This is a genomic window from Brachybacterium sp. JB7, from assembly GCF_003335205.1.
Taxonomy (GTDB): domain Bacteria; phylum Actinomycetota; class Actinomycetes; order Actinomycetales; family Dermabacteraceae; genus Brachybacterium; species Brachybacterium alimentarium.
This window is the reverse complement of the sequence record NZ_QPGN01000003.1, coordinates 261,111-287,031: the sequence shown is the minus strand read 5'-3', so window position 1 is coordinate 287,031 and position 25,921 is coordinate 261,111. Positions and strand designations below refer to the sequence as shown.

Genomic DNA, 25,921 nt, shown 5'->3' with positions numbered 1-25,921 from the left:
GTCAGGTCTCAGGGCTTCAGGGCGTCGGGCCGGTGGCGACCGGGCGCGAGGGGTCGCTGCTCCACTGCGACCAGGAGCCCGGGAACAGCCGCACCGAGGAATATCCGGCCTGCTGCAGGGCGAGCACGTCATGGGTCGCGGTGACGCCGGAGCCGCAGTAGACGATGACGTCCTGCTCCGGACGGATCCCGGCGTCCACGAAGCGCCGTCGCAGCTCAGCGGCGGGCAGGAAACGCCCGTCGGCCGCGAGGTTGCCGCTGAACGGCAGGTTCACGGCACCGGGGATATGCCCGGCGCGGGGGTCGATCGGCTCGGTGTCACCGCGATAGCGCTCCGGGGCGCGGGCGTCGATCACCAGGGCCTCACCGGAGGCGACCTCGTCGGCCGTGGCGATCTGGCTGTCCGGCCACGGACGCGACTGGACGTCCCCCGGAGCGGGCTGCACGTCGCCGCTGTCCAGCTCGCCGTCCCAGGAGGCCACTCCCCCGTCCAGCACCGCGGCGTCATGGCCCAGCGCACGCAGCATCCACACCAGGCGCCCGGCCGGGGAGGAGTTCGTGTCGTCGTAGACGATGACGTGCGATCCCTCGGTGACACCGACACGTCGCAGGGACGCGGCGAAGTCCTCGGGAGCGGGCAAAGGGTGGCGTCCCGCACCGGCCCGCGCGGGAGCGGCGAGCTCAGTGTCGAGGTCCACGTAGACGGCTCCGGGCAGGTGCGCCGCGAGATAGGCGTCGCGGCCGGTGGAGCCGTCCAAGGCCCATCGCACGTCGAGCAGATGCACCGGTCGGCCGGCCCCGTCGGCCGCAGCGAGCAGCTCTCGCAGGAAGGCCGCATCGAGGACGGGAGGGAGCGCGCCGGAGGTCATTCAGGCACGCACCTGCAGGTCCACCCGCACCAGACGGTGATCGGAGGCGGGGAACGGCTCCTCGCCGGTCAGCTCGCTGCCGGGGGCGCCCTTCGCAGGCCAGTAGACGGCCGAGGAGACCACCTGGAGGGTCTTCGAGGGCAGCACGTAGTCGACGCGCAGATTGCCGGGGCCGGGGGTGTCCGCGAAGTCCGCGGTGTCGTACTGGGCGTCCGTCTCGTGGTCGGCATTGGCGCCGGCCTGGTCCTTCGCGGCCTCGACAGCTCCCTCGCTGCGAGGCTTGGTGTCCCGCACCCGTGGGTGCGTGAGGAGCTGGTCGATCGCGCCCGGCCAGGAATCGCCGTCGGCCGGATCAGAGTTGTAGTCACCGAGGATGACGAACTGCTCCCTGGCGGCGAGGCCGCCGCGCGTGCCGGCGTCGTCCGTGATCCATCGGGACTGCGCTCCGGGGGTGAGATAGTCCGCCCAGAGCCGGATCTCGTCGTTGTTGCGACGCTGGTTGCGCTTCTCCGGGCCGTCGAAGCTGGGAGGGGTGGGGTGCGCGGCGAGCACGTGCACGGTGGTGGAGCCGACCTGCACCGGGACGTCCCAGTGGGACTTCGAGCTCAGGCGGATCTCCGCGGCGGCCTCCTCGCCGTAGAACTCGGCGGGGAGCAGGTTGGAGGGCATGTCCGTCCACAGCAGCTTCTGGAAGGTGCGCACCTGATCGGTGAGGATCGGGTGGCGGGAGAGGACGACCATCCCGTACTGGCCGGGGAACTCGCCGAAGCCCCAGGCGTCCCCCGCACCGCCGACCGTGCCGTCGCCGTCGAGGTCCAGGCCGCTGTCCACGCCGGTGTTCACCGGGCCGCTGTAGGCGTAGGGATAGAACACCGGGGTGCGGCCGTGCTGCCCCACCTCGAGGTAGTTGCGGCGCAGCAGCTCGATGCCGGCGCCGTCCTCGTCGTGATCGAACTCGTTGAGCAGGAGGATGTCGGGGTTGTTGATCTGGATGACCTCGGCGACCGCGCGGATCTGCTCATCCTCGCCGGACTTCAGATCCTCCAGCAGCTTCCCCTCGGTCGCCCGGTTCAGCGACGCGTTGTAAGTGGCCACGCGCAGGTTCTCGAACCGTCCACCGCGCAGGGCGGGGGCGGGAGCAGGAGCGGCATGGGCTGCTGCGGGCAGGCCCAGACCAGCGGCTGCTGCGGCGGCGAACGCTCGGCGACGGCTGATGCGCGGTGACATGCCTTCCATTGTGCAGGATTCGCGGCGCGGATCATAACGAGGCGGTGGACGACCGTTCCTCCACAGGAGGCCGCAGCTCGGCCGGAGCTCTGCGGCACCGCAGTCGCCCATGCCCTGCAGCCCATGGCGCGGACCTCGCCGACGCCTCCCCGGCGCGGCCTGCCACGCCCACCCGCGCTCACCCCTCCCTCCTCACTCGACGGCATCGGTGCGAGACTGGGCGCATGAGAATCGCTTTCCTGGGAACCGGTCGCATGGGGACCGAACTGGCCCTTCACCTGCTCACCGACCATCAGCTGACGGTCTGGAACCGGACCGCCTCACGCACCGAGCGGCTCGCCGGCGCCGGGGCGAGCGTTGCCGCCACTGCGGCCGAGGCCGTCGAGGGCGCGGACCTCGTGATCACCTCGCTGTTCGGCCCCGACGCCGTGCGGGAGACCGTGCTCGAGCCGGGTTTGATCTCGGTCGGCACGCCGTGGGCAGACACCACCACCGTCTCCCCCGCTGACGCCGACGAGTTCGCCGCCGCGGTCCCCACCTACGTGGGCGTCCCGGTGGTCGGCACTCTCGGCCCGGCCCGCACCGGCAGCCTCGGTGTGTTCGTCGGGAGCCCGGATGCTGCGTTGCGCGAACGAGTCCTCGACGTGGTCGCGCCCTGGGCGGATCCGGAGCGGCTGCGCGGGGTGGAATCGGCCCGCAAGGCCGCGACAGGCAAGCTCCTGGCCAACCTTGCGCTCGCGGTCAGCGCGCAGGGTCTGCGTGAGGCGCTCGCGCTCGGCGATGCGGCAGGCGCCTCCGCCGAGGAGACGCTCGATCTGCTGGGCTCGACGGGCCTGGCGTTCATCGCCGGAATGAAGGGCGCCTTCGTGCGCGGTGAACGCACCACCGAGGGCGGCGACTTCACGGCGAGCGCGATCGCCAAGGACGCACGGCTGATGATCGACACCGTCGACGCCGCCGACGGCACACGGCCCGGCGCGGACCTCCCCGCCCTGCGCAGCGCCCTCGCCTCGCTCGACGCGGAGATCGGCGCAGGCCATGGCGAGGACGACTTCTCGACGATCCTGCTTCCGGGAGCCGAGCCGACCGGCGAGTGAGTCCCGTCGGACAGCACCACGAGGTCCTGGGCGCTCAGATGCCCGCTGCGTCGAGCACCGCACGCGCGGTATGCGAGGGAGTGCCGGAGTTCGGCACCTCGGTGTCGGCCACCATCGCGGCATCGAGGATGGCGGTGAGCTCGTCGTACCGGTCCAGGTGCCAGGCGAGACCGTTCGGGTCGAGTTCATGACGGCGATGCAGCCGGGCGCGGACCACCTCGTGCGGGGCGGTCAGGCGCACGACCGTGAGCGGGCAGCCGAAGGCGCTCTCATGGGCCAATCGTTCCTCGCGGGTCTCCAGGACTCCTGCTGCGACGAGCACCTGCGCTCCCACGTCGCGATAGTTGCGCGTCATCGACCGGAGGTTCGCGAGGGTGAGCTTCGTCTGGAAGCGGTCGTCGATCGGGGCCGGCCAGGCCTGACGCAGCCGATCGAGGTCCGTCACGGCACCGGGGACCCCGCGGATCGCGAGCTCGTCCCCGATCGCGTCGGCCGCCGTCGTCTTGCCGACCCCGACCGCGCCCGTGATCAGCAGCGCCCTCGTGCTCATCGCAGGTCCTCGAGCACGCCGGCGGCGGCCTGTCGGCCGGAGAACAGGCATCCGCCGAGGAAGGTGCCCTCGAGCGCGTTGTGCCCGTGCCCTCCGCCGCCGCCGAAGCCGCTGGCCTCGCCCGCCGCGTAGAGGCCGGGCAGCGCGCCGGGCTCCGGCCCCGTCGAGCGCTGCACCCGCCCGCCGAGGTCCGTCTCCAGGCCGCCGAGAGTCTTGCGCAGCAGCACGTGCAGACGCACCGCGATCAGTCCTCCCGCACCGGGATCCAGTAGACGGTGCGGGGCCGCCGTGCGGATGAGACGGTCCCCGAGGTAGCGCCGGGCGCCGCGCAGGGCGGTGATCTGCGCATCCTTCGTGAAGCGGTTGAGGATCTCGGCGTCGCGGGCACGGACCACGCGCTCCAGGTCACGGGCATCGATCAGGTCGGCCCCGGTGAGGCGGTTCATCGCGGCGGCGAGCTCCGGCACGCTGTCGGCCTGCAGGAAGTCCTCGCCATGGTCGAGGAATGCCTGCACCGGGGCGGGAGCTCCGGGCTTCACGCGGGAGAGCACCTGCCGGATGTCCTTTCCGGTCAGGTCCGGGTTCTGCTCGCTGCCGGAGAGCGCGAACTCCTTCTCGATGATCTTCGGGGTGAGCACGAACCAGGAGTGGTCGTGCCCCGTGGTGCGCAGATGGCGCAGCGTCGAGGTGGTGTCGAATCCGGGATACGCGGGCGCCGGCAAGCGTCGGCCGCGGGCGTCGACCCACAGGGACGACGGGCCCGGCAGGATGCGGATCCCGTGACCGCGCCAGACCGGGTCCCAGTTGCGGATGCCCTCGGTGTAGTGCCACATGCGGTCCCGATGGATCCAGCGGCCGCCCGCCGTCTCGGCGGCCAGCATCCCGGCCCCGTCGACGCTCGCGGGCACGCCGTGCACGAAATCCTCGGGCATGGCGCCCAGGTCCGCGGGCCACAGCTGCCGCACCAGCTCCTCGTTGCCGCCGATGCCGCCGGTCGCGACGACCACCGCGGCGGCGCGGTGCTCGAACTCCCCGGTCACCTCGCGGGAGGAACCGACCCCTCGGGCGGTGGTGTCGGCCTCCAGCACGCTGCCCCGCACGCCCACGACGCGACCGCTCTCGACGAGGAGCTCCTCGACGGCGTGCCGGGTCGCCAGGCTGATCCTGCCCGTCTCGCGGTGCGCCGCGAGCGCGCGGGCGAAGGGCTCGACGACGCCGGGCCCGGTGCCCCAGGTGATGTGGAACCTCGGCACGGAGTTCCCGTGGCCCTCGGCGCGGCCGTCGCCCCGTTCGGCCCAGCCGACGACGGGGAAGAACCGGTGGCCCATCCGGTGCAGCCAGTCGCGCTTCTCCCCTGCCGCGAACTGCAGATAGGCCTCGGCCCAGCGCCGCGGCCAGTGGTCCTCGGCGGAGTCGAAGGCGGCCGAGCCCAGCCAGTCCTGACGCGCCAGGTCCAGACTGTCGCGGACCCCCATCCGGCGCTGCTCGGGGGAGTCGATGAGGAACAGCCCGCCGAAGCTCCACCAGGCCTGCCCGCCGAGGTCCTGCTCGCCCTCGCGCTCGAGCAGCAGGACCCGTCGGCCGCCGTCGGCGATCCGGGTCGCGGCCACCAGTCCGGACAGCCCGGCACCGACGACGATCGCGTCGAAGCGCCCGTCCGTGGCCGCCGGGGCGTCTGCGCTCGAGGGACCATCTGCGCTGGTCATCGGGCTACTTCACGGAAATCCGGTGGACCCGCTCGAGCGGATCGGTGGAGTTGTCGCCGCCCATGGTGCGGCTGCGCTGTCGGTTGTTGGAACCGACCTTCTGATCGCGCCGCTGGAGGTTGCCGACGGCGACCTCCGTCTCCTTCTCGAAATGGTGGCGCTTGTCGGTGTTGCGGTAGTAGCGGTAGATGCCGCCGTAGACCGCGGCGAACACCGCCGGTCCGGCGATGAAGGGGAAGGCGAGGCCGACGGCGCCGTCCCCGGAATCGGCCAGCAGCATCGGCGTGACCGGATCCGCGGCCAGCTCAGCGAGCAATGGAAGCATCGTCGGCGTCCCTTCCCTCATCGATCGGTGGCATGGTCATGGTCGTCATCCTGCGAAGAACCAGCCGAAGCCCACCACTGCGCCGATCACCGCAGCGATGGAGCCCGCGAAGCAGGAGACCGCGAAGATCTTCGGGTGCGAGACCGGCACGGAGCCCATCGTGTTGCCGTTGCGGCCGTTGACCGCGATGTAGTGCACCAGCCCGTCGCCGACGGCGGAGTCTGCATAGCTGTACAGCCACACCGGCACGTTCACCGACACCCACCGGGTGCCGCGCACGGCGACGCCCTCCTGCTCCCAGCGCACCCCGCGGTCGTACCGGCCGATGGTCGGAGTGGCCTTCGCCCGGGCGATCGACAGGAACTTCTCCTCGACCTCGTCGTCGACGTCACGCACGTTGAGATCGCGCCGTTCGGACGTGAAGTTCTTGAGGTAGTTGGAGTTGTAGGCGACGGCGTTCTCGGTGTCGTACGGCTGAACGGCATTGAGGATGTTGTTGGTCGCGTGCGAATTGTCCCGGGCGTCGAAGCGCTGCGCGGACTCCACCGTGAGGTCGTCCACCAGCAGGTCGAAGGCCCGCTGCACGGAGTAGACGTCCGCGTCGTAGTAGGTCTCGCTGCGCGTGTTCTTCCCCGAGCCGGTGCGCACCGTGTACTGACGGGTGGTGACCTCGCCGCGCCCGCCCAGCTGGGCATGCATGCTGCCGTCCACGACCAGGTAGGGGATGTACACCCCCATGACGTTCTCCGGGACGAACTCCGACTTGAACCGACCCTGTGCGAAGGCCTTGCGCTTGTCCGCGAACGCGGAGATCTGCGCGATCGCCTCCTCGCGGGTGAGCTGGAAGGGCAGCACCGCATCGGGCACCGCCCCGTTGGGGATCTGCGAGTTCACCGAGAGGGTCTGGCGGCACCAGTGGCATCGGGCCTGCAGCTCCTGGTTCACGTTGATGACGACCTCGGCGCCGCAGCCCTGGCACTTCAGGGTCATCATCGTGAGGTCCTCGCGGACGTCCGCGGTGCCGGAGGCGAGGGTGTGGCCGTGCAGGTCGGCGATCGAGGTGTTCAGCCCGAAGGCCTCCTCGGCGTTGACCTCGTTCCACTCGTGACGGCAGTAGGCGCACACCAGGGCCTTGGCCGTCAGCGAGTACGTGATGTCCGTGCCGCCGCACGTCGGGCACTTGTCCAGGCCGTCGTCGCGCCCCGAGCTGGTGTCGATGATGCGGTTCTGCGGACCCTGGGGCCGGGGCGGGGCCGGCTGCTGGGGTGGTGCGGGCTGCTGAGGTGGGGTCGGCTGCGGGGGCGAGCCCTGCTGCGGCGGCTGCCGCGGCTGCTGCGGCTGGGGCTGCTGCGGGGGCGGGCCCTGCTGCCCGCCCCGCGGTGGCCCCGCGGGCGCGCCCTGGACCGGCCCGCCGTCGGCCGAGGGCCGAGCGGACCGGTGGGGCTGGTCAGGGCGCACCCCTCGCGGGTCCTGGGGAGGAACGGTCATCTCAGATCAGAGGCCGAGCGCGGACTTCTTCGCCGCCTCGTAGTCCTCTTCCGTGATCAGGCCCTGCTCCAGCATCTGCTTGTACTGCGCGAGCTTCGCGACCGGATCGTCCTGCGCCGGGGCCGCCTGCTGCTGCGGCTGGCCCTGCTGCTGCGGCTGAGCCTGCTGGGGCTGCTGGCCGGCAGGGTTCGACGGCTGGGCGGTGTTCACCATGCCGCCGGCCGCTCCCATGCCCGCACCGAACATCGCCAGGCCCGCACCGCCACCGGTCTCCCCCGCGGACTCCACGCCGCGCGCCGCGGCCTGGTTCATGAAGGACTGCGAGCGGGCGCCGGAGAGGGCGTCGGCCTTCTGCACGTCGTTCAGCAGCTCGCGGGTGTTCTTGTCGTACTCGATCGAGACGATCGCGGTCTTCACGATCGCCAGACCGCGGTCGCTGGACCAGCGGTAGCTCTCCTCGACCGCAGCCGACAGCGACTGCGCGAAGCCCACCGAGTCACCCTGGATCCGAGAGATCCGGTTGCCCTTGTCCGGATCGTTCGTGTAGCGCGAGAAGGCCTGGGCGAGCGAGCCGACGACCTCGCGGAACAGCTGGCTGCCCGCCTCGTTGTCAGGATCGGAGAAGTCGAACACCGGAGCGTTCGCGGAGATGAAGGCCGCCGGCACGAAGTTGTGCACGAACAGCAGCGGATCGATGATCCGCATCGTGTAGGAGCCGCGGCACACCGCGCCGACCTGGGCGTTGAGGTAGGCGTCGTCCCAGTAGATCTCGGACTGGGTGCCGAAGCGGTTGTCCGGGATCTCCTTGAGGCTCACGTAGAAGGCGAGCTGCTGCGAGGAGGGACGCCCGCCGAACTTGAAGCGCTCCCAGGAGGTGCCGACCGTCGAGGCCAGGGCGTCGTCCCCGGCGAAGACGGAGCGGGCATCCGGCGAGGAGTCGGTGAACTCGTAGCCGCCGGCCTCGGTGATCAGACCCGTGGCGCGGCCGTCGACCACCGTGATCAGCCCATACCCCTGGGGCACGAGGATCTTGGAGCCGTTGGAGATGATGTTCTCGGATCCGCGAGTGTTCGAGCCGCGGCCGGCGTTGGTGCCCTGCGGCACCGCCGGGAACAGCGCGGCCGTCTGCGGAAGACCGTTCGGAACGGTCAGGAAGTCCTTCCACTGATCGGCGAGCATTCCGCCGACAGCGCCCTTGAATGCCTGGATGAATCCCATGTGAGCTCCTTCGTCGCCCCCGAGCGTGTGATCCGGGCCATGGTATCGCGCAGCGCCCGAACACTCCCTGGATCCGCGAACTACCGTCAGCTCGCATGGAGGCGGATCGCAGGGGGACGCAGCGCGGGGACCACGGGGACCGCGCGGCCGGGCGACCTGCGCGCCCCGGCCTCCCGGCCGGTCTCGAGCGGCATCAGGTGCAGATCTACCTCGCCGCGATCGCGTTCGGTCTCGGCGTCGGGATCCTGCTGCCGCACGGTGCGCCGCGGCTCGAGGTCGCGGTGGAGCCGACGATCGCCGCGCTGCTGCTGGTCACCTTCCATGGCATGCCCCTGCGCGGGATCGGCACGGCCCTCCAGGACCGCCGATTCCTGCTGACGCTGTTCGCCCTGAACTTCCTGGTGGTGCCGGTGATCGTCCTGGTGATCACGCGGCCGCTCGTGAGCTCCCCCGAGCTGCTGATCGGCGCACTGCTGGTGCTGCTCGCCCCGTGCATCGACTACGTCATCGTGTTCACGGCCCTCGCGGGCGGAGCGAAGGATCGCCTGCTCGCCGCCACTCCCCTGCTCATGCTCGCGCAGATGCTGGCGCTGCCGGTGCTGGTGCCGCTATTGAGCGGCGGCGCGGCGACAGGACTGATCGAGCCGTTCCCGTTCCTGCGCGCCCTCGTGCTGCTGGTGCTGCTGCCTCTGCTGGCGGCGACGCTGATCCAGCACCTCGCGCCGCGCTGGGACCTCTCGGTCGCGATGGTGCCGCTCATGGCGCTCGTGCTGATCAGCGTCGTCGGCTCCCAGACCCCACGGGTGCTCGGCGCGGGCACGTCATTGCTCGCCCTGGTGCCGGTCTATGTCGGCTTCGCCGCGCTCGCCACCGCCGCCGGGGTCCTCGCGGGCCGCCTTGCACGGCTCGGGGCCGCGCAGACTCGCGCCGTGACGTTCTCGGGCGCGACCCGCAATTCGCTCGTCGTGCTGCCCCTCGCTCTGGCGATGCCCTCGCCGATGGTCTCGGCCGCCGTCGTCACCCAGACCCTCGTCGAGCTGCTCGCGATGGTGCTGCTGGTGCGTATCCTCCCGCGCCTGGTCAGGGACGGGACGCGACCACCAGCACCGCGCTGACCGGGAACGCGAGCCTGCTGCCCTCGGCGTCGTCCGCATACGTGCTCCACAGCTCGCGTGCCCGCCCCTCGATCTCCGCGCGCACCGTCTCGGTCTGCGCCCGGTGGATCCGGCCCGGGGTGGCGACGCCGCCCGCGATCCCGGCCATCAGGTCGTCGGCCGCAATGCGCCAGGTCCAGCGCAGCACGTCGGCGCGATCGACCACCAGCCCCGCCTCCGCGGCGATCCCCGCCAACCCCTGGACGGAACGAGGGAAGTCGAGGTCCTCGTGCAGTCGCGTGCCCGGAACATCGACGGCGCCCGCCGCTCGGGCCGCCTCGCCGTACGCCGAAAGGTGCGGGGCGGGCGTCCCCGGCCAGATCGTCATCGCCACCCGTGCCCCAGGCGCCGCCACGCGGGCGAGATCGCGGACCGTTGCACGGGGATCCTCCACATGGTTCACGACGAAGTTCGCCGTGATCGCCCCGACGGAGGCATCCGGTACCGGGAGCAGCGGGGCGCCGGCCACCTGCACGGCGATGTCCTGACCCGCTGCACGGATCGCCTCGCGGGTCATCGCCACCATGTCGGCGTCCGGGTCCACGGCGAGCACACGTCTGCCCTCCCGAGCGGCCGCGAGCGCCAGCGCGCCCGTCCCGCAGCCGACGTCGAGATGCCGGCGCCCGGGTGCGGTGGCTCCGAGCAGCTCAGGGATCATGCCTGCACAGAGCGTCGCGAAGGATCTGCGATATGCCTCGGCCACTCCATTCCAAGTGCTCATAGAACCATCCTCCCCCGTGACGGCTCAGCGGTCCCGCACCTCGCCGGCGACGCCGACGACGAGGAACGCTCGAGATCCCGCCGCGGGCGACCAGCGCCGTGCTGGTCGAGAGCCCGGCTGGCGCTCGGAGGTGCTCGGCCTCCGCCCGGGCTTCGTGATCTCCGGACACCGCGATGTCGGCACGTTCCGTCGCCGCTCCGGCGCGAACTGACCTGGTCCGGGACCGACCCTCAACCGGTGATGTCGAACTTCGCGAGGCGGCGGCTGTCGCCCGAGCTCTGGAGGTCCAGCAGCTGGGCGTAGATGCCGCCGCTGTCGGCGAGCTCGGCGGGGCTGCCGATCTCGTCGATGTGCCCGTCGCGGAGGGTGACGATGCGGTCCACCTCGGCGATGGTCGAGAGCCGGTGGGCGATGATCAGGGAGGTGCGCCCGTCCATCAGCTCGTCCAATCCCTTCTGCACCTGGATCTCGGCCTTCGTGTCCAGGGCGGAGGTGGCCTCGTCGAGCACCAGCACCGGGGCGTCCTTGAGGATCGCCCGGGCCACGGCGATGCGCTGGCGCTGCCCGCCGGAGAGCTTCAGACCGCGCTCCCCGATCACCTGCTCGTAGCCGTCGGGGAAGCGGAGGATGAAGGCATCGGCGTTCGCGCGCCGAGCTGCCTCGATGACCTCCGCGTCGCTCGCCTCGGGCCGACCGTAGGCGATGTTCTCGCGGATGGTGCCGGAGAACAGCGACGCGTCCTGGAAGACCACGCCGATGCGCGAGCGCAGCTGGTCCAGTGGCAGGTCGGAGCTCGGATGACCCACCACCTCGACGCTCCCGGTGCGTGGCTCGTACAGCCCCAGCAGCAGGTTCACGATGGTCGACTTCCCGCCGCCGGACTCCCCCACCAGGGCGATCTTCTCCCCGCGGTCGACCTGGAAGTCGATCGCGTGCAGCACGTCCTCGCCGTCCTCATAGGCGAAATCCACACTGCGGAAGGCGACCACCGGAGCGCCCGGGATCGGGTCGACGTGGGCCGTGGGCACGGCCGACGCGGGGACCTCGTCGGCCGCCTCCGTCCCGGCCGCATGCCCGGCATCGGCGGCGTCGGCCGGACGCGCGGCCATGACCGCGGCGGTGCGCGGATCGACCGGAGTCTCCATCACCCGGAAGTAGTCCTTGGACCCGGCGATCGCGCGCTGCGCGGAGTCGATCACGAAGCTCATCGACTCCACCGGGGCCTTGGCCATGGTCATCAGCTGGACCAGCAGCACCATCTCACCGAGGGAGAAGGCGCCCTGGACGGTGCGGACGAAGATGATCGCGTAGATCGCAAAGAAGATGACGTTGAGGAACGCCCGACGGATCACGTCCATGCGGTGCCAGTGCGAGGACTGCTCCCTCGTGGTGGCGTCGGTGGAGCGGAAGCGACGGGAGAAGTCCTCGAGCTCGCCGCGCTCGCGCACGAACGACTTCACGACCCGGATCTGCCCGACGACCTCCGCGAACCGTCCCGACGCGATATCGACCTGCTCGTTCTTCTCTCCCTCGAGCCGCTGCCACTTCACCGACGTCAGCGAGGTCAGCCACACGTAGACGGGGAACACGATGAGCAGCAGCAGTGTGAGCGGCCAGGCGTACCAGGCGCTGATCGCGAGCACCGCGGCGGTGGTGATCAGCATCGAGGCGAACGAGTTCGACATCATCTTCACGAAGTTCGTGATCTCGGTGATCGACCTGTTCAGTCTCGCCACGATGGTGCCGGTGACCTCGCCGTCGAACCAGCGCTGCGGCAGGTGGAGCAGCTTGTCGTAGTAGCGCACCGAGAGGATCGTGCGCATCCGGTTGCTCATCACGTCGCCGAACCAGCCGCCGACGTTGGAGACCACCGTGCTGAACAGCTCCGCGATCAGCACTCCGGCGGCGATCAGCACCACGGCGCGCACCGCGGTCCCGGCGGCGGTGCGGCCTTCGACGGCGCCGGCGACGGTGTCGGTGGCGTTGCCGATCAGGAAGGGAACGGCCAGGCCGGCCGCGGCGGTGAGCACCGAGCAGACGATGACCGCGGTGTACAGCGGGGCCAGGGAACGGGTGAAGCGGACGATGCGCAGCAGGGACGACACCGGGCAAGCGTAGGCGGGATCGCCGACGCACGGGATGACGCAGGACACCTGTCCGCCCACTGCTGAACCCCGCCCGCAGGGCCTCGCGCGCCGAGCTCCGCGGGCGAAGCCCGTCCGCTGAGCGGCGCCCGTGGGGGCCCGCCACCGCCCGTCGCCCGTCGTGCGGCGCCCGTCGTGCGTCGCCCGTTGCCCGTCGTGCGTCGTCCACGGCCACGGCCACGGCCACGGCCCACGGCCCACAGCCCACGGCCCACCGTCCACCGTCCACCGTCCACCGTCCACCGTCCACCGTCCACCGTCCACCGTCCACCGTCCACCGTCCACCGTCCATCTCCTACGGTCCCCCGCCCGAACGGTTCAGGAGACCCAGGTGCCGGCTCGCTCACGACGCACCAGAAGCAGTCTGCCCCGTCGTACTAGGCGGAATGACTCGGCCTCAACGCCTGTTCCGACGGGGTACCAACCAGTAACCGAGGTGGGGACGGGTGGGCAAGCGGACGGGGAGGCGAACGGGTGGACGGGCAGACGGCCGGACGGGGAGGCGAACGGGCGGGCGGGCCCACGGGTAGACGGACGGCGGTCGCTCGCGTCCGCTCGCTGTCGCTCAGTCCGTCTTCGGACCGACCACGCCGAGCAGCACGCCGACCGAGGTCTTCTCCCCCGCCCGGCGGCGCCGGATCAGCCCGGAGGCCAAGGTGTAGGGCACGAGCATCACGAAGCCGACGGCGCTCAGCAGCAGGATCGCCACCACGATCGAGCTGTCGCCGTTTCCTGTGCGTGCCACCAGCAGGGCGGCGGCGATGTTGCGCTGACTGGTGAGGATCGCGGGCCCGTCGGAGAGGGTGAGGGTGTCCCCGGCGAGGTCGCCGGAGAGTCGGCCGGCCACGAAGGCGAGGACCACCAATCCGACGGCCACCAGGAGCACCGGGGACAGCAGCAGCTGCAGCACGAGCCCGGTGTTCGCGCCCAGGCCCGAGAGGAACAGCAGGACGGCGGAGACCGCCGCGACGCCGCCGGCGATGCGGGCGATCAGGTCGGCGCGGCGCGGCCACACCGCGGCGATGACGATCCCCGCGATCATCGGCGAGAGCATCGTGCCCAGCAGCAGTCGGGCCACCGCCCACCCGTCGACCGCGACGTGCTGCAGCAGCGACGGGACGACCAGCGGCATGAACACGATCGAGCCGAGCAGGAGCACCGCCATCGGACCGGCGATCTCGCTGTAGGGGACGCGGGCCATCGCGCCCAGCTGCAGCACGAAGGGCGCGCCCGCCGCGCACAGGGCGATGATGAATCCTGACCCGGTCTGGTGCGGGAGGATGCCCTCGAGGAGCCAGATGAGCAGCGTGCCCACCGCAGGGACCACCACGAAGTTCGCGCCGAGCACCGCGAGCACGGTGCGGCGGTCGCGCAGCTGCTGACGGAAGGCTCGCAGCGGGGTGCGCAGCCCCATCGAGAGCATCGACGCGATCGCGAAGGCGGGGACGCTGACGTGGATCAGGTCCGCCAACAGGGCTTCGATCGTCGACACCCCGAAAGGCTACTCGCCCGGGCGGTCAGGACTGGTGGACCGTCGAGCCGGCGGTCAGGAATGGTGGACTGTCGAGCCGGCGGTCAGATCCAGCCGTTGTCCGAGGCGGCACGCACGGCCTCGGCACGGTTGGCCACCCCGAGCTTCCCGATGGCGGAGGAGATGTGGTTGCGCACGGTCCCCTCGCTGAGGAAGAGCGTCGCCGCGATCTTCGCGGTGCTGCCTCCGGCGGCGGCGCCCTGCAGCGCCTCGGTCTCCTTCGTGGTCAGCGGACTGGCTCCGACGGACAGCGACTGCGCCGCGAGCTCGGGATCCACCACGAGCAGGCCCTGGTCGACGCGTCGGATCGCATCCACCAGGCGCTCGACAGGGGTGTCCTTGACCATGAATCCCTGCGCACCGGCCTCCATGGTGCGGCGCAGATAGCCGGCGCGGCCGAAGGTCGTGAGCACGATGATGCGAGGTTGCGCGCGGGACTCGGGGCCGGACGCGCGGGACTCGGGGCCGGACGCGCGGGACTCGGAGCCAGACGCGCGTCCCTCGGGGCCGGTAGTGCCTTCCTGGCCCGCTCCCTGCGCCTGCGCCTCCTGCGCTGCCTGCAGCTCGTGCAGCTCCTGCGCGAGCGCGATCCCGTCGGACGGACCGGGCGTCCCGTCGGCCCGGGTCCCGGCAGGCATCTGCACGTCCAGCAGGAGCACGTCCGGGGAGTGCTCGGCGACGGTGGCGAGGGTGCTCGCTCCGTCGGCCGCTTCCCCGACCACCTCGAGGTCCGGTTCCAGGCGCAGCAGCGCCACCAGGCCCGAGCGCAGGATCGACTGGTCGTCGGCGACCACGAGGCGGATCATCGCGGTTCCTCCATCGTCGCGGTGAGGCGGGTGCCGGCCTCGCCGGTGGTCACCTCGAAAGCACCGCCCGCCACGGTGACGCGGGCTTCGAGACCGCGCAGCCCGGTGCGGGAGGAGCCCTCGGGGATCCCCACGCCGTCGTCGGCGATGCTCACGGAGCGCTCGTCGACGGTGATGGCGGCGCGGGTGGCGTGGGAGTGGCGCACGATGTTGGTGACGCCCTCACGGATGACGAAACCGAACAGCTCGGCGCGGTCGTCGGGCAGCGGGGGCAGGGCGGTGGGCACCTCGGCCTGGATGCCGACGGTCCCGAGCACGCTGCGGGCCGACGCGATCTCCGTGGCTGCGCGGACCTTCTGCATGCCGCTCGCGGTGGCGCGGACGTCCGCGAGGGCCTGGCGCACCGTCGTCTCGATGTGCGCAAGCTGCTCGCGGGCGGCGTCGGGGTCGGAGTCCAGGAGGCGCCGGGCGAGCTGCGCGGAGATCGTCAGCGAGGTCAGCGAATGGCCCAGCAGATCGTGGAGGTCCCGGCCGATGCGCTCGCGCTCGGCGGCGACGGCGAGCACGGCGTTGCGCTCGTGGGCGGCCTCGAGCTGCTCCTGGAGGATCTGCTGGCGGATGCCGTAGCCGATGCCCCAGGCCATCATCATGCCCATCACCGCGATCCCGGCGGCGAGGTAGACCTCGGTGGCCACCGCGGTCACGATCACCGCGAAGCTCATCACCATCATGGAGGGCACGGCCCATCTCCACGGCAGCAGCAGCACATGGGTCATCGCCTGGAACATCACCATGAACAGCACGTTCGGGCCGATCAACGGGATCAGCGAGAGCAGGATCAGGGTGCACAGCGCGAACCAGGCCAGCCGTACCCGCAAGGGGTACATCCCGATGCCGCAGCAGTAGACGAACGCCGCCCCGTACACCAGCAGCAGGAGCGTCACCACCACGGCCGCCGGGCCCGGGGCCTCGATCCAGCCGTAGACGATCGGGATCACGACGAACAGGACGGGGGCGATCGAGTACGGCAGGCCGCCGGACTCGACCGCGGCACGGTGGATCGCGCGCGGCGTGAAGGGCCGGGCGGCGGCCTCCTCCGCGGTGCCCCGGCCGCGGGCCCCGAACATCGCGTCCGTCTCGATCCCCATGGCGCTCATTGTGTCAGCGTCCGCTCGTGTCAACGTCGGCTCAGGCCCACCGCGCGGGACATGCTCACCGTGCACAGCAGGGCGAGCGCGGCGGTCCAGGCGCCGATCACGGCCACTCCGGTCAGCGGGAACGACGTCCCGTAGAGGGCCCATTCGCCGAGGCTCGAGATCCAGTAGGTGGGGATCGCATGGCCGAAGGACTGCATCCAGGTCGGGAACATCTCCAGGGGCATCCAGAGCCCGCCGAAGATCGCCATCGCCATCATGGTGACGACACCGCCGGCCATCGCCGCGCCGCCCTTGAGCACCATCCCGAGCACGAGGCCCACGAGGATGGTGGGCAGCAGGCCCAGCCACAGCACGGCCAGCGTCGCCAGGAACGCGGTGGGAGCCGCCTCCACCCCGCTGACCAGACCGACCAGGCCCACGGCGGCCAGCGCCGGGATGATCACGGCGCTCGCGGCCAGGATGGATCCGGCCAGGAACGAGCGCGGCGACAGGCCGGCCACGATCAGCTGGCGCAGGAAGCCGTTGCGCTGGTCCTCCTGGATCTTGGTGCCCGCGGTGACGGCGGCGCCGAGACCGCCGTAGGCGGCCATGTTGATCATGATCATGCCGCGCGCCTGCCCGTCGGCCTCATCCCCGAACATCATCGAGAACAGCAGGTACATGCCCACCGGCAGCGCGATCGTGAACACCATGAACGGGACGTCGGTGACCGTCATCCGGGTGGTGTGCAGCGCGTAGTGCACGGTCCGACGCGCGGCCGACGGGGTGGCCGTCGTCCGGGCGACGGGTGCCTCCGGCGCCACGGGGGCGTCCGTCGGTGCCAGGGTTCCGGGACTGGTGCTGGTGCTGGTGTGCGAGCTGAGGACGGTGCTGTCCGCTGGTGTAGTCATGACGTGGCTCCGGAGCGAGAGGGGACGGGTGGCGGTGGTACGGATGGCGGTGGTACGGGTGGTACGGGTGGTGATGGGGCGGGATGCCGGGCTGGTACGGGTGCTCATGGCCGGGTTCCTTCCTCGGCGTCGGGTGCGGCGGCGTCCGCGGGGTCGCGGGGAACGCTGTGGTCGGTGATGCGCAGGAAGGCCTCCTCGAGACCGGGGGCGGAGACCAGCACCTCGCGGACGCGCCCGGCGAGGTCCCCGGTGAACAGCGCGGCGAGGGCGGCGTCGGAGTCGGAGCAGAGGGCTCGCACCCGGCCGGGATCCGTCTCGTCGGCCCCGGCGCTCTGCACCCCGGGCAGCGCCACGATCTCGTCGGCGTCGACGCCGCGCAGAGTGATCACACGGCCTCCGACGATCGCGCTGATCTCCGGGCCGGTGCCATCGGCGACCACGCGGCCGCGGTCCATCACGATCACGCGGCGCGCCTCCCGTTCGGCCTCGTCGAGGTGGTGGGTGGCGAAGACGATGGTGCGTCCGGTCGCAGCGACCGCGCGCATCTGGTCCCAGAAAGCGCGACGGGCGCCGATGTCCATGCCGACGGTGGGCTCGTCCAGGAGCAGCACCTGGGGATCGCCGAGCAGGGCGATCGCGAAGCGCACCCGCTGCGCCTGCCCACCGGAGAGGGTGCCGATGCGGCGCGGGAGCAGCTCGGTGACGTCGGCCTGGCGGGCGGCGTCCGCGAGCGGCATCGGGTGGGCCTGGAGGGAGTGGAGCAGGCGCAGCATGGAGCGCACGCTCTGGTCCGGCAGCAGCGGCCCGCTCTGCAGCATCGTGCCGATCAGACCGGTGCGGGTGGCCTCGACGGGGTCGGCACCGAGGATCCGGGCCTCGCCGGCATCGGGCGCGGCCAGGCCGACCATCATCTCCATGGCGGTCGACTTCCCGGCGCCGTTGGGGCCCAGCAGCGCGACGATCTCGCCACGACCGATCTCGAGGTCGAGGCCGTCCAGCGCACGCACCGACCCGTAGGTCCTGGTGAGTCCGCGCAGGCTGATCGCGGGAGCAGCAGGAGCAGAGGTCGGGGCTGGGACGGGGCCGGGGGCGGACGCAGCGGCAGGAGTGGCAGGAGTGGCAGGAGTGGCAGGAGCAGTCGACGTGTTCATGCCAGCAAGCCTTCCTCCGCTCGCGCCGCCGTCCCAGGCGCAGGGATCACGATCTGCCCATGACAGTCGTCATGATCCGCTCCGGCCGGGCTACCCTGGATCGGTGCTGATCAGACAGATACGGCCCGTGGACACCGCGACCGGCCACGCCCCGGCCCGCCCGGTCGACCTCCGGCTCCACGACGGCGTGATCGCCGAGATCGCCCCGTCCCTCTCCCCCACCGCCGGGGAGGAGCAGCTCGACGGCGGCGGTGCGATCGCGATCCCCGGGCTGTGGGACCAGCACGTGCACACCGGGCAGCTCTCGCAGGCCCATGCCCGGCTGAACACCTCCGGTGCCGAGAGCGTGGGCGTGATCCTCGAGCTGGTGCGCGCCGAGCTGGACGCGCGGCGCGATGACCGCACCGATCCGCGACGGGCCCTGATCGGCTTCGGGCACCGCCTGGTGGACTTCGCCGTGCAGCCCACGGTGCCCGCCCTCGACGAGGTCACCGGCGCGGTGCCCACCGTCCTGATCGGCGGCGACGCCCATCACGCCTGGATGAACTCCGCGGCGCTCGCGGCGCTGGGGGTGCCCCCGCGCGACGGCATCCTCGCCGAGGAGGACTGGTTCGCGCTCGCCCCGCGACTGCCCGAGCTGCCCGGTGTCGAGGACTCCGTCGCGACCGGAGCGGCGATGATGCAGCGGCAGGCGCTCGATCTCGGGGTGGTGGGCCTGGTCGACATGGAGTGGGGCCGCCCCTGGAAGTCCTGGCCCGCGCAGTCGCCCCGGATGCGCATCCGCACCGCCGTCTATCCCGCCGAGCTCGCGCACGCCCCCGGGCCGACGGGCACCGTGCTGGATCCGACGGGCCTGGTGACGATGGGCCCGTTGAAGGTGATCGTCGACGGCGCGCTCGGCTCCCACTCCGCGTACACCCGCGAGGCGTACTCCGACGGTCACGGCTACGCGGGTCGCGGCGTGCTCAGCTACGGTGCGGACGAGCTCTTGGACGCCCTCACCAGGGCGTCCGCCCAGGGCCTCACCGCCGCCGTGCATGCGATCGGCGATGCCGCCGCCCAGATCGCCCTCGGGGCGATCGCGCAGGTCGACATCCCTGCCCGGCTCGAGCACGCGCAGATGCTCGCCGATGACGACGTCGCGGCGATGGCGGCGCTCGGGGTGACCGCCTCGGTGCAGCCGGCGCATCTGCTGGATGACCGCGACGCCACCGAGAGCCTGTGGCCCGACCGGGGCACACAGGCGTTCCGTCTGCGGGATCTGCTCAGCGCGGGCGTGCCGCTCGCGCTCGGCTCCGACGCCCCGGTCGCGCCGCTGGATCCGTGGCTGGCGATGGCCGCCGCCGTGCACCGCAGCGCCGACGACCGGCCAGGATGGCACCCCGGGCAGCAGCTGCAGCCGCGCGAGGCCCTCGCCGCCTCGACCGACGGGGTGCGCCGGCTCGAGGCGGGCGGCCCTGCGGATCTGGTGCTGCTCGAGGAGTCGCCGTTCGGGGACGTCCCGCTCGGGGCCGACGGGCTGATGGTCGATGCCGCAGCGCGGGAGGCCGCGCTGCGCCTGCGGGAGACCCGCGTGCTCACGACGATCGTGGCGGCGCGGGCGTCCTCGTGACGATCCCGCTGCTCCGGGAGGTCACAGAGTGAGCAGGAAGCCTGCGGCCGCGACCACGATGGCGGCGATGCAGACGTAGGCGGCCCACGGGGAGATGTGCCCCTTCCCCTTCCAGAACGTCACGTTGGTCGCGTACATGGAGGAGAGGCTCACGACGAGCAGGATCGAGGCCCCGGCGAAGAGGACGAGCGGGAACAGATTCATCGGAATGCACCTTCTGCAGAAGGTCGGGGAGGAATCCTCGGCCATTTCCCGGAATGCTCACGGACGCCACGAAGAGCACGGCCGGGCTCGGCACACGGTCGGGCTGCGCGGCCCTGCACGTCTGGACCGTCGGCCCCTTGCGTCCTGTCCGGCGAGCGCGACCCTGACCAGCACACGACACCGGCCACGAGACCACTCGCTGTGACCCACACCATACCACTCGGGGGTCCTCACCCCTTCATGCCGCTGTGCGCGAGACCTTCGACGACGCGCCGCTGCAGGACGATGAACAGGATCATCAGCGGCAGCATGGCCATGAAGCTGGCCGCCATCATCACCGGGTAGTCGGTGGTGAACTGGCCCTGCATGGTCGACAGTCCCACCGCGAGCGTGGTGCGGTCGTCGTAGGTCGCCACGATGAGCGGCCACATCAGGTCGTTCCACGAGGCGAGTGCGGTGAGGATCGCGACGGCGCTCAGCGACGGCCCGCTGAGCGGGAACATGATCCGCCAGAAGGTCTGCCACGGGTTCGCGCCGTCCAGGCGGGCGGCCTCCTCGAGCGAGCGCGGCATGCCCAGGAAGTGCTGACGCATGAGGAAGGTGCCGAAGGCGCTGAAGATCCCGGGGGCGGCGATACCGGCGACCGTGTTCAGCCATCCCAGCTCCTGGATGATCTCGTACTGCGGGATGAGATAGATCTGGTAGGGCACCATCAGGATCGACAGCACCAGGGCGAACAGGATGCCCTTGCCCCGGAACTCCATCCGCGCGAAGGCGTATCCGGCCATCGCGCACAGCAGCAGCTGGCCGACGACGCGGGCGACGGTGACCGCCGCCGTGGTGAGGAACTGGTTGAAGAACGGGATCTGCTCGAAGACCGCCGGGTAGTTCTGCCACTGCAGGCTCTCGGGCCACCACGTCGGCGGCACGGAGGTGACCTCCGCGTGGGTGGACAGCGACATGATCAGCTGCCAGGCGAAGGGGAAGACCATCACCGCTCCGCCGATCAGCAGGGCCGCGTGGGTCCCGTACCGGGGTCGTGTCGTGCGCTTGTCAGTCATAGTGCACCCACCTCTTCTGGGCCTGGAACTGCAGCAGGGTGAACGCTCCGATGATCAGGAGGATCAGCAGCGCGATCACCGAGGCATATCCCTGGTCGTTCTGGCGGAACGCCTCGGAGTAGAACAGGTAGACGAGCGACTGGGTGTCGGCCATCGCCGGGTTGGCCTGGCCCATCATCGCGAACAGCAGGTCGAACAGCTGGAAGCCGTTGATCGCCGTGATGATCATGAGGAAGAAGATGCTGGGCGTCAGCAGCGGGACGGTGACCGACCGGAACTGCTTCAGCGCTCCTGCTCCGTCGAGCTGGGCGGCCTCGTAGAGCTCCGGCGGCACGCCCTGCAGACCGGCCGACAGGATGATCACGGCGAGCGGCAGGCTCGACCACAGACCGACGACGGAGACTGCCAGCAGGGACCACCAGGGGGCGGTCACCCAGTACGGCCCCTGGATGCCGATCAGGGACAGCGCCCAGTTGACGACGCCGAACTCCTGGTTGAAGATCATCCGCCACACGAGCGCGACGGCTACCGGCATCGAGACGGCGGGGAGGAAGAACAGCACCTGGTAGAACCGGGAGAAGCGCAGGCCCTTCTGGGTCAGGAGGGAGGCGACGACGAGGGCGATCGGGATGCCCAGCAGCACGATCGCGGTGTACACGGCGGTGTTCAGGACCGCTCGGGGGATGAACGAGTCGCCCAGCAGCGTCCGATAGTTCTCCAGCCCCGCGAAGCTGCGACCTCCGAACGGGTCGAAGCTCGCGAAGGAGTTCAGCACGGTGGCCAGGATCGGCCAGAAGTAGAAGGCCACCACGCCGATCATGAGCGGGGCGAGGAAGACCAGCGGCCAGAGACCGTCGCGGCCGCGCCGTCGGCGTCTCGTCAGGGGTGCGGGATCATGATTCATCGGCGAGCACTCCGTTCATCCTCATGGCGAGATCCACGGCGTTCTTCTCCAGCTCTCCGTCCCCGCTGAGGATCTTGGGGAAGAGCAGCTCCTCCAGCTGCAGCCAGGCGGAGGTGTTCTGCGATGCCGGGTACGGCCTCGCGGTCTCCGCGGCCTCGACGAACACGTCGAGGGAGAATTCCGGGATCGCCTCGATGTAGGCGTCGTTGGTGCCCACGAATGCCGGATTGGCGGCGCCGGCCTCCGCCTGGATGCGGTGGGCCTCCTCGGACCCCAGGAACGCGAGGAACGCCGAGGCCGCCGGTTTGTTGCGGCTGCGCGCGGACATCGCGTACCCGATCCCGTGGATGACGTTGGCCTCCTCGCTCCCGTGGATCAGCGGCGCGACCCCGAGATGCTCCCGCACCGGCGAGTCCTGCAGCTGGGCGGCCTCCCAGTTGCCCGACTGGAGCAGCGCGGCGCGTCCGCTGTTGAAGAGGTCCGAGGGCACGTTCTCCGCGGTGTAGCGGACGTCCGGGGCGATGCCGTCACGGATCATGCCGTCGAGGAAGGAGAACGCCTCGATCGCGCCCGGGCTGTCGTACCCGGAGACGGCCTTCCCCTCCTTCCCCTCGTCCAGCACGAAACCTCCGGCCTGCATGATCAGCGGATAGATGTAGGCCTGGTTCGCGACACCGCCGGGATTGCCCCAGATCTGCTCCCCGCCGAGGGCACGGGTCACCGTCTCGGAGGCGTCGCGGTACTCCTCCCAGCTCCAGCTGCCGGTGGGCTCGTCCACTCCGGCGCGGTGGAGGAGGTCGCGGTTGTACCAGAGCGCGATCGTGTCGAAGTCCTTCGGGATCGCGTACGGCGACCCCTGGTAGGTGTACAGCTCGGTGAGGTTCTCCGGATAGTTCGCGGGGTCGAAGCCCTCGAGCCCGCTGAGGTCCTGGAGCATCCCGTAGGAGGCGTAGAGCTCGAAGTTCGGTCCGTTGATCCAGAAGACGTCCGGCAGGTCATCACCGGTCGCCTGGATGCGCAGCCGCTCGAAGTAGCTGGCGAAGGCTGCGGAGGACATGGTCACGTCGATGTCCGGGTACTGCTCGTGGAACGCGTCGATGATCTGCTGCATCGCGGGCTCCTGGGCCTTGTCCCAGATCTGGAAGGTGATCGCGCCCGAGTCGCCCGGCGCGGCCGGCGGCTCCAAGGACCGATCGATCTCGGGCTCGCGGGCGCAGCCGCCGACGAGAGCCACCCCCGTCGCCCCGGCGGCGCCGAGCAGGGAACGTCTGGTGATCACTGGTGCTCCTTCGGACCGGATGAACGACGGCCCACAGTAGAGCATGTAGAAGCTTTCACCTAGCAGGCGTCCACGTCGTGGAGCGCCGACGCAGTCATCAGCCGCGCCGATCGGCGCTCACCGATGCGCTCAGGAGTTCTCCGCACGGCTCCTGGATGCGCGGGCCACCTGCAGGCCCTGTGCGATGAGCACCCCCTGCAGGGGCAGGCGCGCAAGGGCGATCGCCCGCTTCCGCGGCTCGGCATGGCGCCAGTCGTAGGCCATCTGCAGGTTGGCGGGATACACGGCCACGAACAGCGCTGTCGCGGCGAGACCGCCTGCTCGGCGCGTGCACGGGACGGCGAGCAGACCGGCCACGCCCAGTTCCGCGACGGCGGAGGCATAAGTATAGGTCCGAGGCTCTCCGGGCAGGGCATGAGGCACCATGGCGTCGAACGGGGCGGGCTTCGCGAGGTGCAGGATCCCGGCCCCTCCGAGCAGCACGGCCAGGAAGGCGGTGGTCTTCCGGGCGCCGGTCATGCGGACGCTCCGGGCGCCGGCAGGAGGCAGAACTCGTTGCGGGAGGGATCCTGGAACACCCGCCAGGGCAGTTCGCCCCAGTCAGGGTGCAGCTCACGGCCTCCGCGCTCGGCGACCTGCGCGGCGATCTCGTCAGCGTCGTCCTCGTCCTCGAGCCGGATGTCCAGATGGATCGGGTTCTTGGCGCCGGCCTGCTTCGGCTCGGGTTCCGCGCAGAACTCCAGCAGGGGCCCCCGCAGAGAGGGATGGCGGAGCGTGCGCGGGGCGATGCCGGGGACGTCGGCGTCGGCGTCGGCCCAGCCGGTCAACCAGGCCCAGAAATCGGCGTCCCGCTGCGGATCCGCGGAGTCCAGGGGAAGAGCGGCGAGCGGCCCTGTCCCGGTGAACTCCGCGCGCTCCTCCCTCACGCAGAACGCCGTCCCCTCGACATCGCCGAGCACGATCCAGGGCACCTCCCCCTGGCCGATGTCGAGGTCCCTCGCGCCGAGCTCCCGCAGTTGATCGGCCACGTCGAGCTGTCGGTCGCCCCCTCGCAGATCGAGGTGAAGGCGCAGCGGCGACGCGGGAGGCTCCGGCACCTGCGCGAAGCACAGATCGAGGTAGGCGTCACCCGTGATCTCCAGGCGCGTCTCATAGATGTCGGGCTCCACGGTGAGCGCGGTGGTGCCCAGGGCCGCCTCCCAGAAGCGGCCGAGGCGGATCGGGTCGACGGCATCGATGCCGAGGTTCTCGAGGAACATCGGGCCAGTCTTGCGGCGACCGCTGCGGGTGTCCAGGGCCCGGGCTCGCCGAGAGCATCGCCGAATATTCGGTGGACCGCGCCCGGCCTCGGTCCTACCGTGATCACGTCGCCGACCCGAGCGGGCCGGCCCTGAGGGAAGGAGGAGCCGATGGTTGTCGCCGTGCTGACCCCTGCTGTCCTCCCTTCCGCCCCGACCTGCTGAGCATCTCGCAGGTCACCCCCTCAGGAGCCCCCATGACCTCGTCCTTCGACAGGGACGCCTTCTTCGCCCGCGCCATGTTCACCGCGACCGTCGCCGAGCTCGACGAGGACCAGCGCTGGTCCACCTGGCCGGAGACCGCCCACACCCTCGACCGTGGACCGCAGCCCTTCCCCGGCTGGGTCGTCCAGCACGACGGGGCGATCGACACCGAGCTCGGTGTGCTCAAGACCGGCAAGGAGGCCGACGCCTTCCTGCTCGAACGGGCCCTGCCCGAGGAGCTGCTCACCGGCGCCGACGGCGAGGCGACGCTGCTGGTCGCCAAGCGCTACCGCTCCCCCGAGCACTCGAGCTTCCACCGTTCCCACGCCTACACGGAGGGGCGCCGGGGCAAGGACACCCGCGAAGCGCGGGCGATGGCCAAGGGCACCGCCTTCGGCCGGCAGGTCGCCGCTTCGCAGTGGGCCCGCACCGAGTTCGACGTGCTCGGGAAGCTGTGGTCCGCAGGCCTGCCCGTCCCCTATCCCGTGCAGATCGTCGGCACCGAGGTGTGCATGGAGTTCGTCGGGACCGACGACGAGCACGGCGCGGTCGCCGCTCCCCGTCTGCAGGAGACGACGCCGGACGCGGCGACGATCGAGCGCTGGGCCCGTGCCCTGCGGGAGGTGGTGCTGGGCTTCGCCGAGCTGGGTCTCGTGCACGGCGATCTCTCGCCGTACAACATCCTGGTCGACACCCGCCAGGCGGAGCCGGACCCCGTGATCATCGATGTCCCGCAGGTCATCGACCTGATCGCGAACCCCCACGGTCGCAGCTTCCTGCAGCGGGACTGCGAGAACGTCTGCGCCTGGCTGCGCGGCCACGGCGCGAGGGATGCGGCCGCCGATCCGGAGGAGTGGGTCGCCGCCGCGCTCGGCATCTGGGAGGCGCTCAGCTGAACGGCCACCACCAGCGGCGCCGTCGCGGCGGTTCGACGGGCTCCGGACGCACGGGTTCGGTGTCGGCCGTCGCGGCGCGCAGCTCGCGCCATCGCTCCACGGCGTCGTCGGGATCCATCTCGGGCGCCAGCATGCGGGCCAGCGGTGTGCCGCGGCGGTCCTCGCGCACGCGCTCGGTGAAGTCGTTCGCGTAGTCGCGCACCATCTGCTCGTCGGGCAGCTCGGCGAGGGTGGCATCGCGCTGCTCGTACTCACGGCGCAGCAGCACCACGACGGGCAGCAGGGCGTCGCGGTCCACGTCGTCCTCCGCGAGGCGCTGCCTGATCCACCAGTCGGGATCGTGCGAGGGCGGCAGATCCAGCGGCCTGCCGGCGCCGGGCAGGTCGTCGAAGTCTCCGCGTGCGATGGCCTGCTCGAGGGCGGACTCCAC

Annotated in this window: 25 protein-coding genes; 4 read left to right on the top strand and 21 right to left on the bottom strand. The window is 71.0% G+C overall.

What is annotated here, in order from left to right:
* Positions 1-16: 16 nt before the first annotated feature.
* Together CIK81_RS05795 and CIK81_RS05790 are read right to left on the bottom strand one after the other, a co-directional pair.
* On the bottom strand, positions 17-868 hold the full coding sequence (locus CIK81_RS05795; RefSeq protein ID WP_114305841.1) for a sulfurtransferase: 852 nt from the start codon (positions 866-868) through the stop codon (positions 17-19).
* Complete coding sequence (locus tag CIK81_RS05790) at positions 869-2,095, bottom strand: endonuclease/exonuclease/phosphatase family protein (protein WP_114305852.1); 1,227 nt, start codon at positions 2,093-2,095, stop codon at positions 869-871.
* 224 nt (positions 2,096-2,319) lie between these two features.
* Here CIK81_RS05790 and CIK81_RS05785 point away from each other — a divergent pair, with 224 nt between their 5' ends.
* Positions 2,320-3,192 (top strand): NAD(P)-dependent oxidoreductase, encoded by an 873-nt coding sequence (locus CIK81_RS05785; protein WP_114305842.1) that lies wholly within the window; start codon positions 2,320-2,322, stop codon positions 3,190-3,192.
* A 34-nt stretch (positions 3,193-3,226) separates the two neighbouring features.
* On the opposite strand, the gene CIK81_RS05780 is transcribed toward CIK81_RS05785, so the two are convergent.
* Genes CIK81_RS05780 through CIK81_RS05760 form a run of 5 tightly spaced genes read right to left on the bottom strand, consistent with a single transcriptional unit; the run spans position 3,227 to position 8,479 of the window.
* Complete coding sequence (locus CIK81_RS05780) at positions 3,227-3,742, bottom strand: AAA family ATPase (RefSeq protein WP_114355501.1); 516 nt, start codon at positions 3,740-3,742, stop codon at positions 3,227-3,229.
* Positions 3,739-5,448, bottom strand: a complete 1,710-nt coding sequence (locus tag CIK81_RS05775; protein ID WP_114355500.1) for an FAD-binding dehydrogenase — start codon at positions 5,446-5,448, stop codon at positions 3,739-3,741. Before CIK81_RS05775 ends, CIK81_RS05780 begins: the two co-directional genes overlap by 4 nt.
* A gap of 4 nt (positions 5,449-5,452) precedes the next feature.
* Entirely contained in the window at positions 5,453-5,773 is a 321-nt protein-coding gene (locus CIK81_RS05770; RefSeq protein WP_096166480.1) for a hypothetical protein, read from the bottom strand.
* Between the two features lie 45 nt (positions 5,774-5,818).
* Positions 5,819-7,261 (bottom strand): TFIIB-type zinc ribbon-containing protein, encoded by a 1,443-nt coding sequence (locus CIK81_RS05765; protein WP_241964015.1) that lies wholly within the window; start codon positions 7,259-7,261, stop codon positions 5,819-5,821.
* Positions 7,262-7,267: 6 nt separating this feature from the next.
* Entirely contained in the window at positions 7,268-8,479 is a 1,212-nt protein-coding gene (locus CIK81_RS05760) for an SPFH domain-containing protein (protein ID WP_096196650.1), read from the bottom strand.
* 95 nt (positions 8,480-8,574) lie between these two features.
* Here CIK81_RS05760 and CIK81_RS05755 point away from each other — a divergent pair, with 95 nt between their 5' ends.
* Complete coding sequence (locus CIK81_RS05755) at positions 8,575-9,594, top strand: arsenic resistance protein (RefSeq protein ID WP_114355499.1); 1,020 nt, start codon at positions 8,575-8,577, stop codon at positions 9,592-9,594.
* On the opposite strand, the gene CIK81_RS05750 is transcribed toward CIK81_RS05755, so the two are convergent.
* The 7 genes from CIK81_RS05750 to CIK81_RS05720 all read right to left on the bottom strand — a co-directional run bounded on the left by CIK81_RS05750 (position 9,560) and on the right by CIK81_RS05720 (position 18,033).
* Positions 9,560-10,354, bottom strand: a complete 795-nt coding sequence (locus CIK81_RS05750) for a class I SAM-dependent methyltransferase (protein WP_114355498.1) — start codon at positions 10,352-10,354, stop codon at positions 9,560-9,562. The two genes, CIK81_RS05755 and CIK81_RS05750, sit on opposite strands and share 35 nt — an antisense overlap.
* Positions 10,355-10,584: 230 nt before the next feature.
* Entirely contained in the window at positions 10,585-12,459 is a 1,875-nt protein-coding gene (locus CIK81_RS05745) for an ABC transporter ATP-binding protein (RefSeq protein ID WP_114355546.1), read from the bottom strand.
* A 604-nt stretch (positions 12,460-13,063) separates the two neighbouring features.
* Positions 13,064-13,990 carry a Na+-dependent transporter gene (locus tag CIK81_RS05740; protein WP_096166476.1) on the bottom strand — a complete coding sequence of 309 codons (927 nt, stop codon included), beginning with the start codon at positions 13,988-13,990 and terminating at the stop codon, positions 13,064-13,066.
* An 83-nt stretch (positions 13,991-14,073) separates the two neighbouring features.
* Entirely contained in the window at positions 14,074-14,835 is a 762-nt protein-coding gene (locus tag CIK81_RS05735) for a response regulator transcription factor (RefSeq protein ID WP_241964014.1), read from the bottom strand.
* Entirely contained in the window at positions 14,832-15,983 is a 1,152-nt protein-coding gene (locus CIK81_RS05730) for a sensor histidine kinase (protein ID WP_241964013.1), read from the bottom strand. Before CIK81_RS05730 ends, CIK81_RS05735 begins: the two co-directional genes overlap by 4 nt.
* 29 nt (positions 15,984-16,012) lie before the next feature.
* Entirely contained in the window at positions 16,013-16,990 is a 978-nt protein-coding gene (locus CIK81_RS05725; protein ID WP_241964007.1) for an ABC transporter permease, read from the bottom strand.
* Entirely contained in the window at positions 16,987-18,033 is a 1,047-nt protein-coding gene (locus CIK81_RS05720; protein ID WP_114307020.1) for an ABC transporter ATP-binding protein, read from the bottom strand. Before CIK81_RS05720 ends, CIK81_RS05725 begins: the two co-directional genes overlap by 4 nt.
* A 103-nt stretch (positions 18,034-18,136) precedes the next feature.
* On the opposite strand from CIK81_RS05720, the gene CIK81_RS05715 reads away from it, so the two are divergent.
* Positions 18,137-19,645, top strand: coding sequence for an amidohydrolase (locus tag CIK81_RS05715; protein ID WP_096196646.1), 1,509 nt, complete (start codon positions 18,137-18,139; stop codon positions 19,643-19,645).
* A 21-nt stretch (positions 19,646-19,666) separates the two neighbouring features.
* Here the strand turns inward: CIK81_RS05715 and CIK81_RS05710 are convergent, their stop codons facing one another.
* The 6 genes from CIK81_RS05710 to CIK81_RS05685 form a co-directional block, all read right to left on the bottom strand.
* Entirely contained in the window at positions 19,667-19,849 is a 183-nt protein-coding gene (locus tag CIK81_RS05710) for a hypothetical protein (protein WP_096166472.1), read from the bottom strand.
* Positions 19,850-20,079: 230 nt separating this feature from the next.
* Positions 20,080-20,910 (bottom strand): carbohydrate ABC transporter permease, encoded by an 831-nt coding sequence (locus CIK81_RS05705; RefSeq protein ID WP_096166471.1) that lies wholly within the window; start codon positions 20,908-20,910, stop codon positions 20,080-20,082.
* Entirely contained in the window at positions 20,903-21,814 is a 912-nt protein-coding gene (locus CIK81_RS05700; RefSeq protein ID WP_096196645.1) for a carbohydrate ABC transporter permease, read from the bottom strand. The genes CIK81_RS05705 and CIK81_RS05700 overlap by 8 nt, the downstream gene beginning before the upstream one ends.
* Complete coding sequence (locus CIK81_RS05695) at positions 21,804-23,093, bottom strand: sugar ABC transporter substrate-binding protein (RefSeq protein ID WP_096196644.1); 1,290 nt, start codon at positions 23,091-23,093, stop codon at positions 21,804-21,806. Before CIK81_RS05695 ends, CIK81_RS05700 begins: the two co-directional genes overlap by 11 nt.
* Before the next feature lie 129 nt (positions 23,094-23,222).
* Complete coding sequence (locus CIK81_RS05690) at positions 23,223-23,612, bottom strand: MauE/DoxX family redox-associated membrane protein (protein ID WP_096166468.1); 390 nt, start codon at positions 23,610-23,612, stop codon at positions 23,223-23,225.
* A complete protein-coding gene (locus CIK81_RS05685; protein WP_114355497.1) occupies positions 23,609-24,352 on the bottom strand; it encodes a VOC family protein in 744 nt (247 codons plus the stop codon). The genes CIK81_RS05690 and CIK81_RS05685 overlap by 4 nt, the downstream gene beginning before the upstream one ends.
* Before the next feature lie 236 nt (positions 24,353-24,588).
* Between CIK81_RS05685 and CIK81_RS05680 the strand changes: the two genes are divergently transcribed.
* A complete protein-coding gene (locus tag CIK81_RS05680) occupies positions 24,589-25,491 on the top strand; it encodes a serine protein kinase RIO (protein WP_096196642.1) in 903 nt (300 codons plus the stop codon).
* On the opposite strand, the gene CIK81_RS05675 is transcribed toward CIK81_RS05680, so the two are convergent.
* Positions 25,484-25,921 (bottom strand): DUF1992 domain-containing protein, encoded by a 438-nt coding sequence (locus tag CIK81_RS05675; protein WP_241964005.1) that lies wholly within the window; start codon positions 25,919-25,921, stop codon positions 25,484-25,486. The two genes, CIK81_RS05680 and CIK81_RS05675, sit on opposite strands and share 8 nt — an antisense overlap.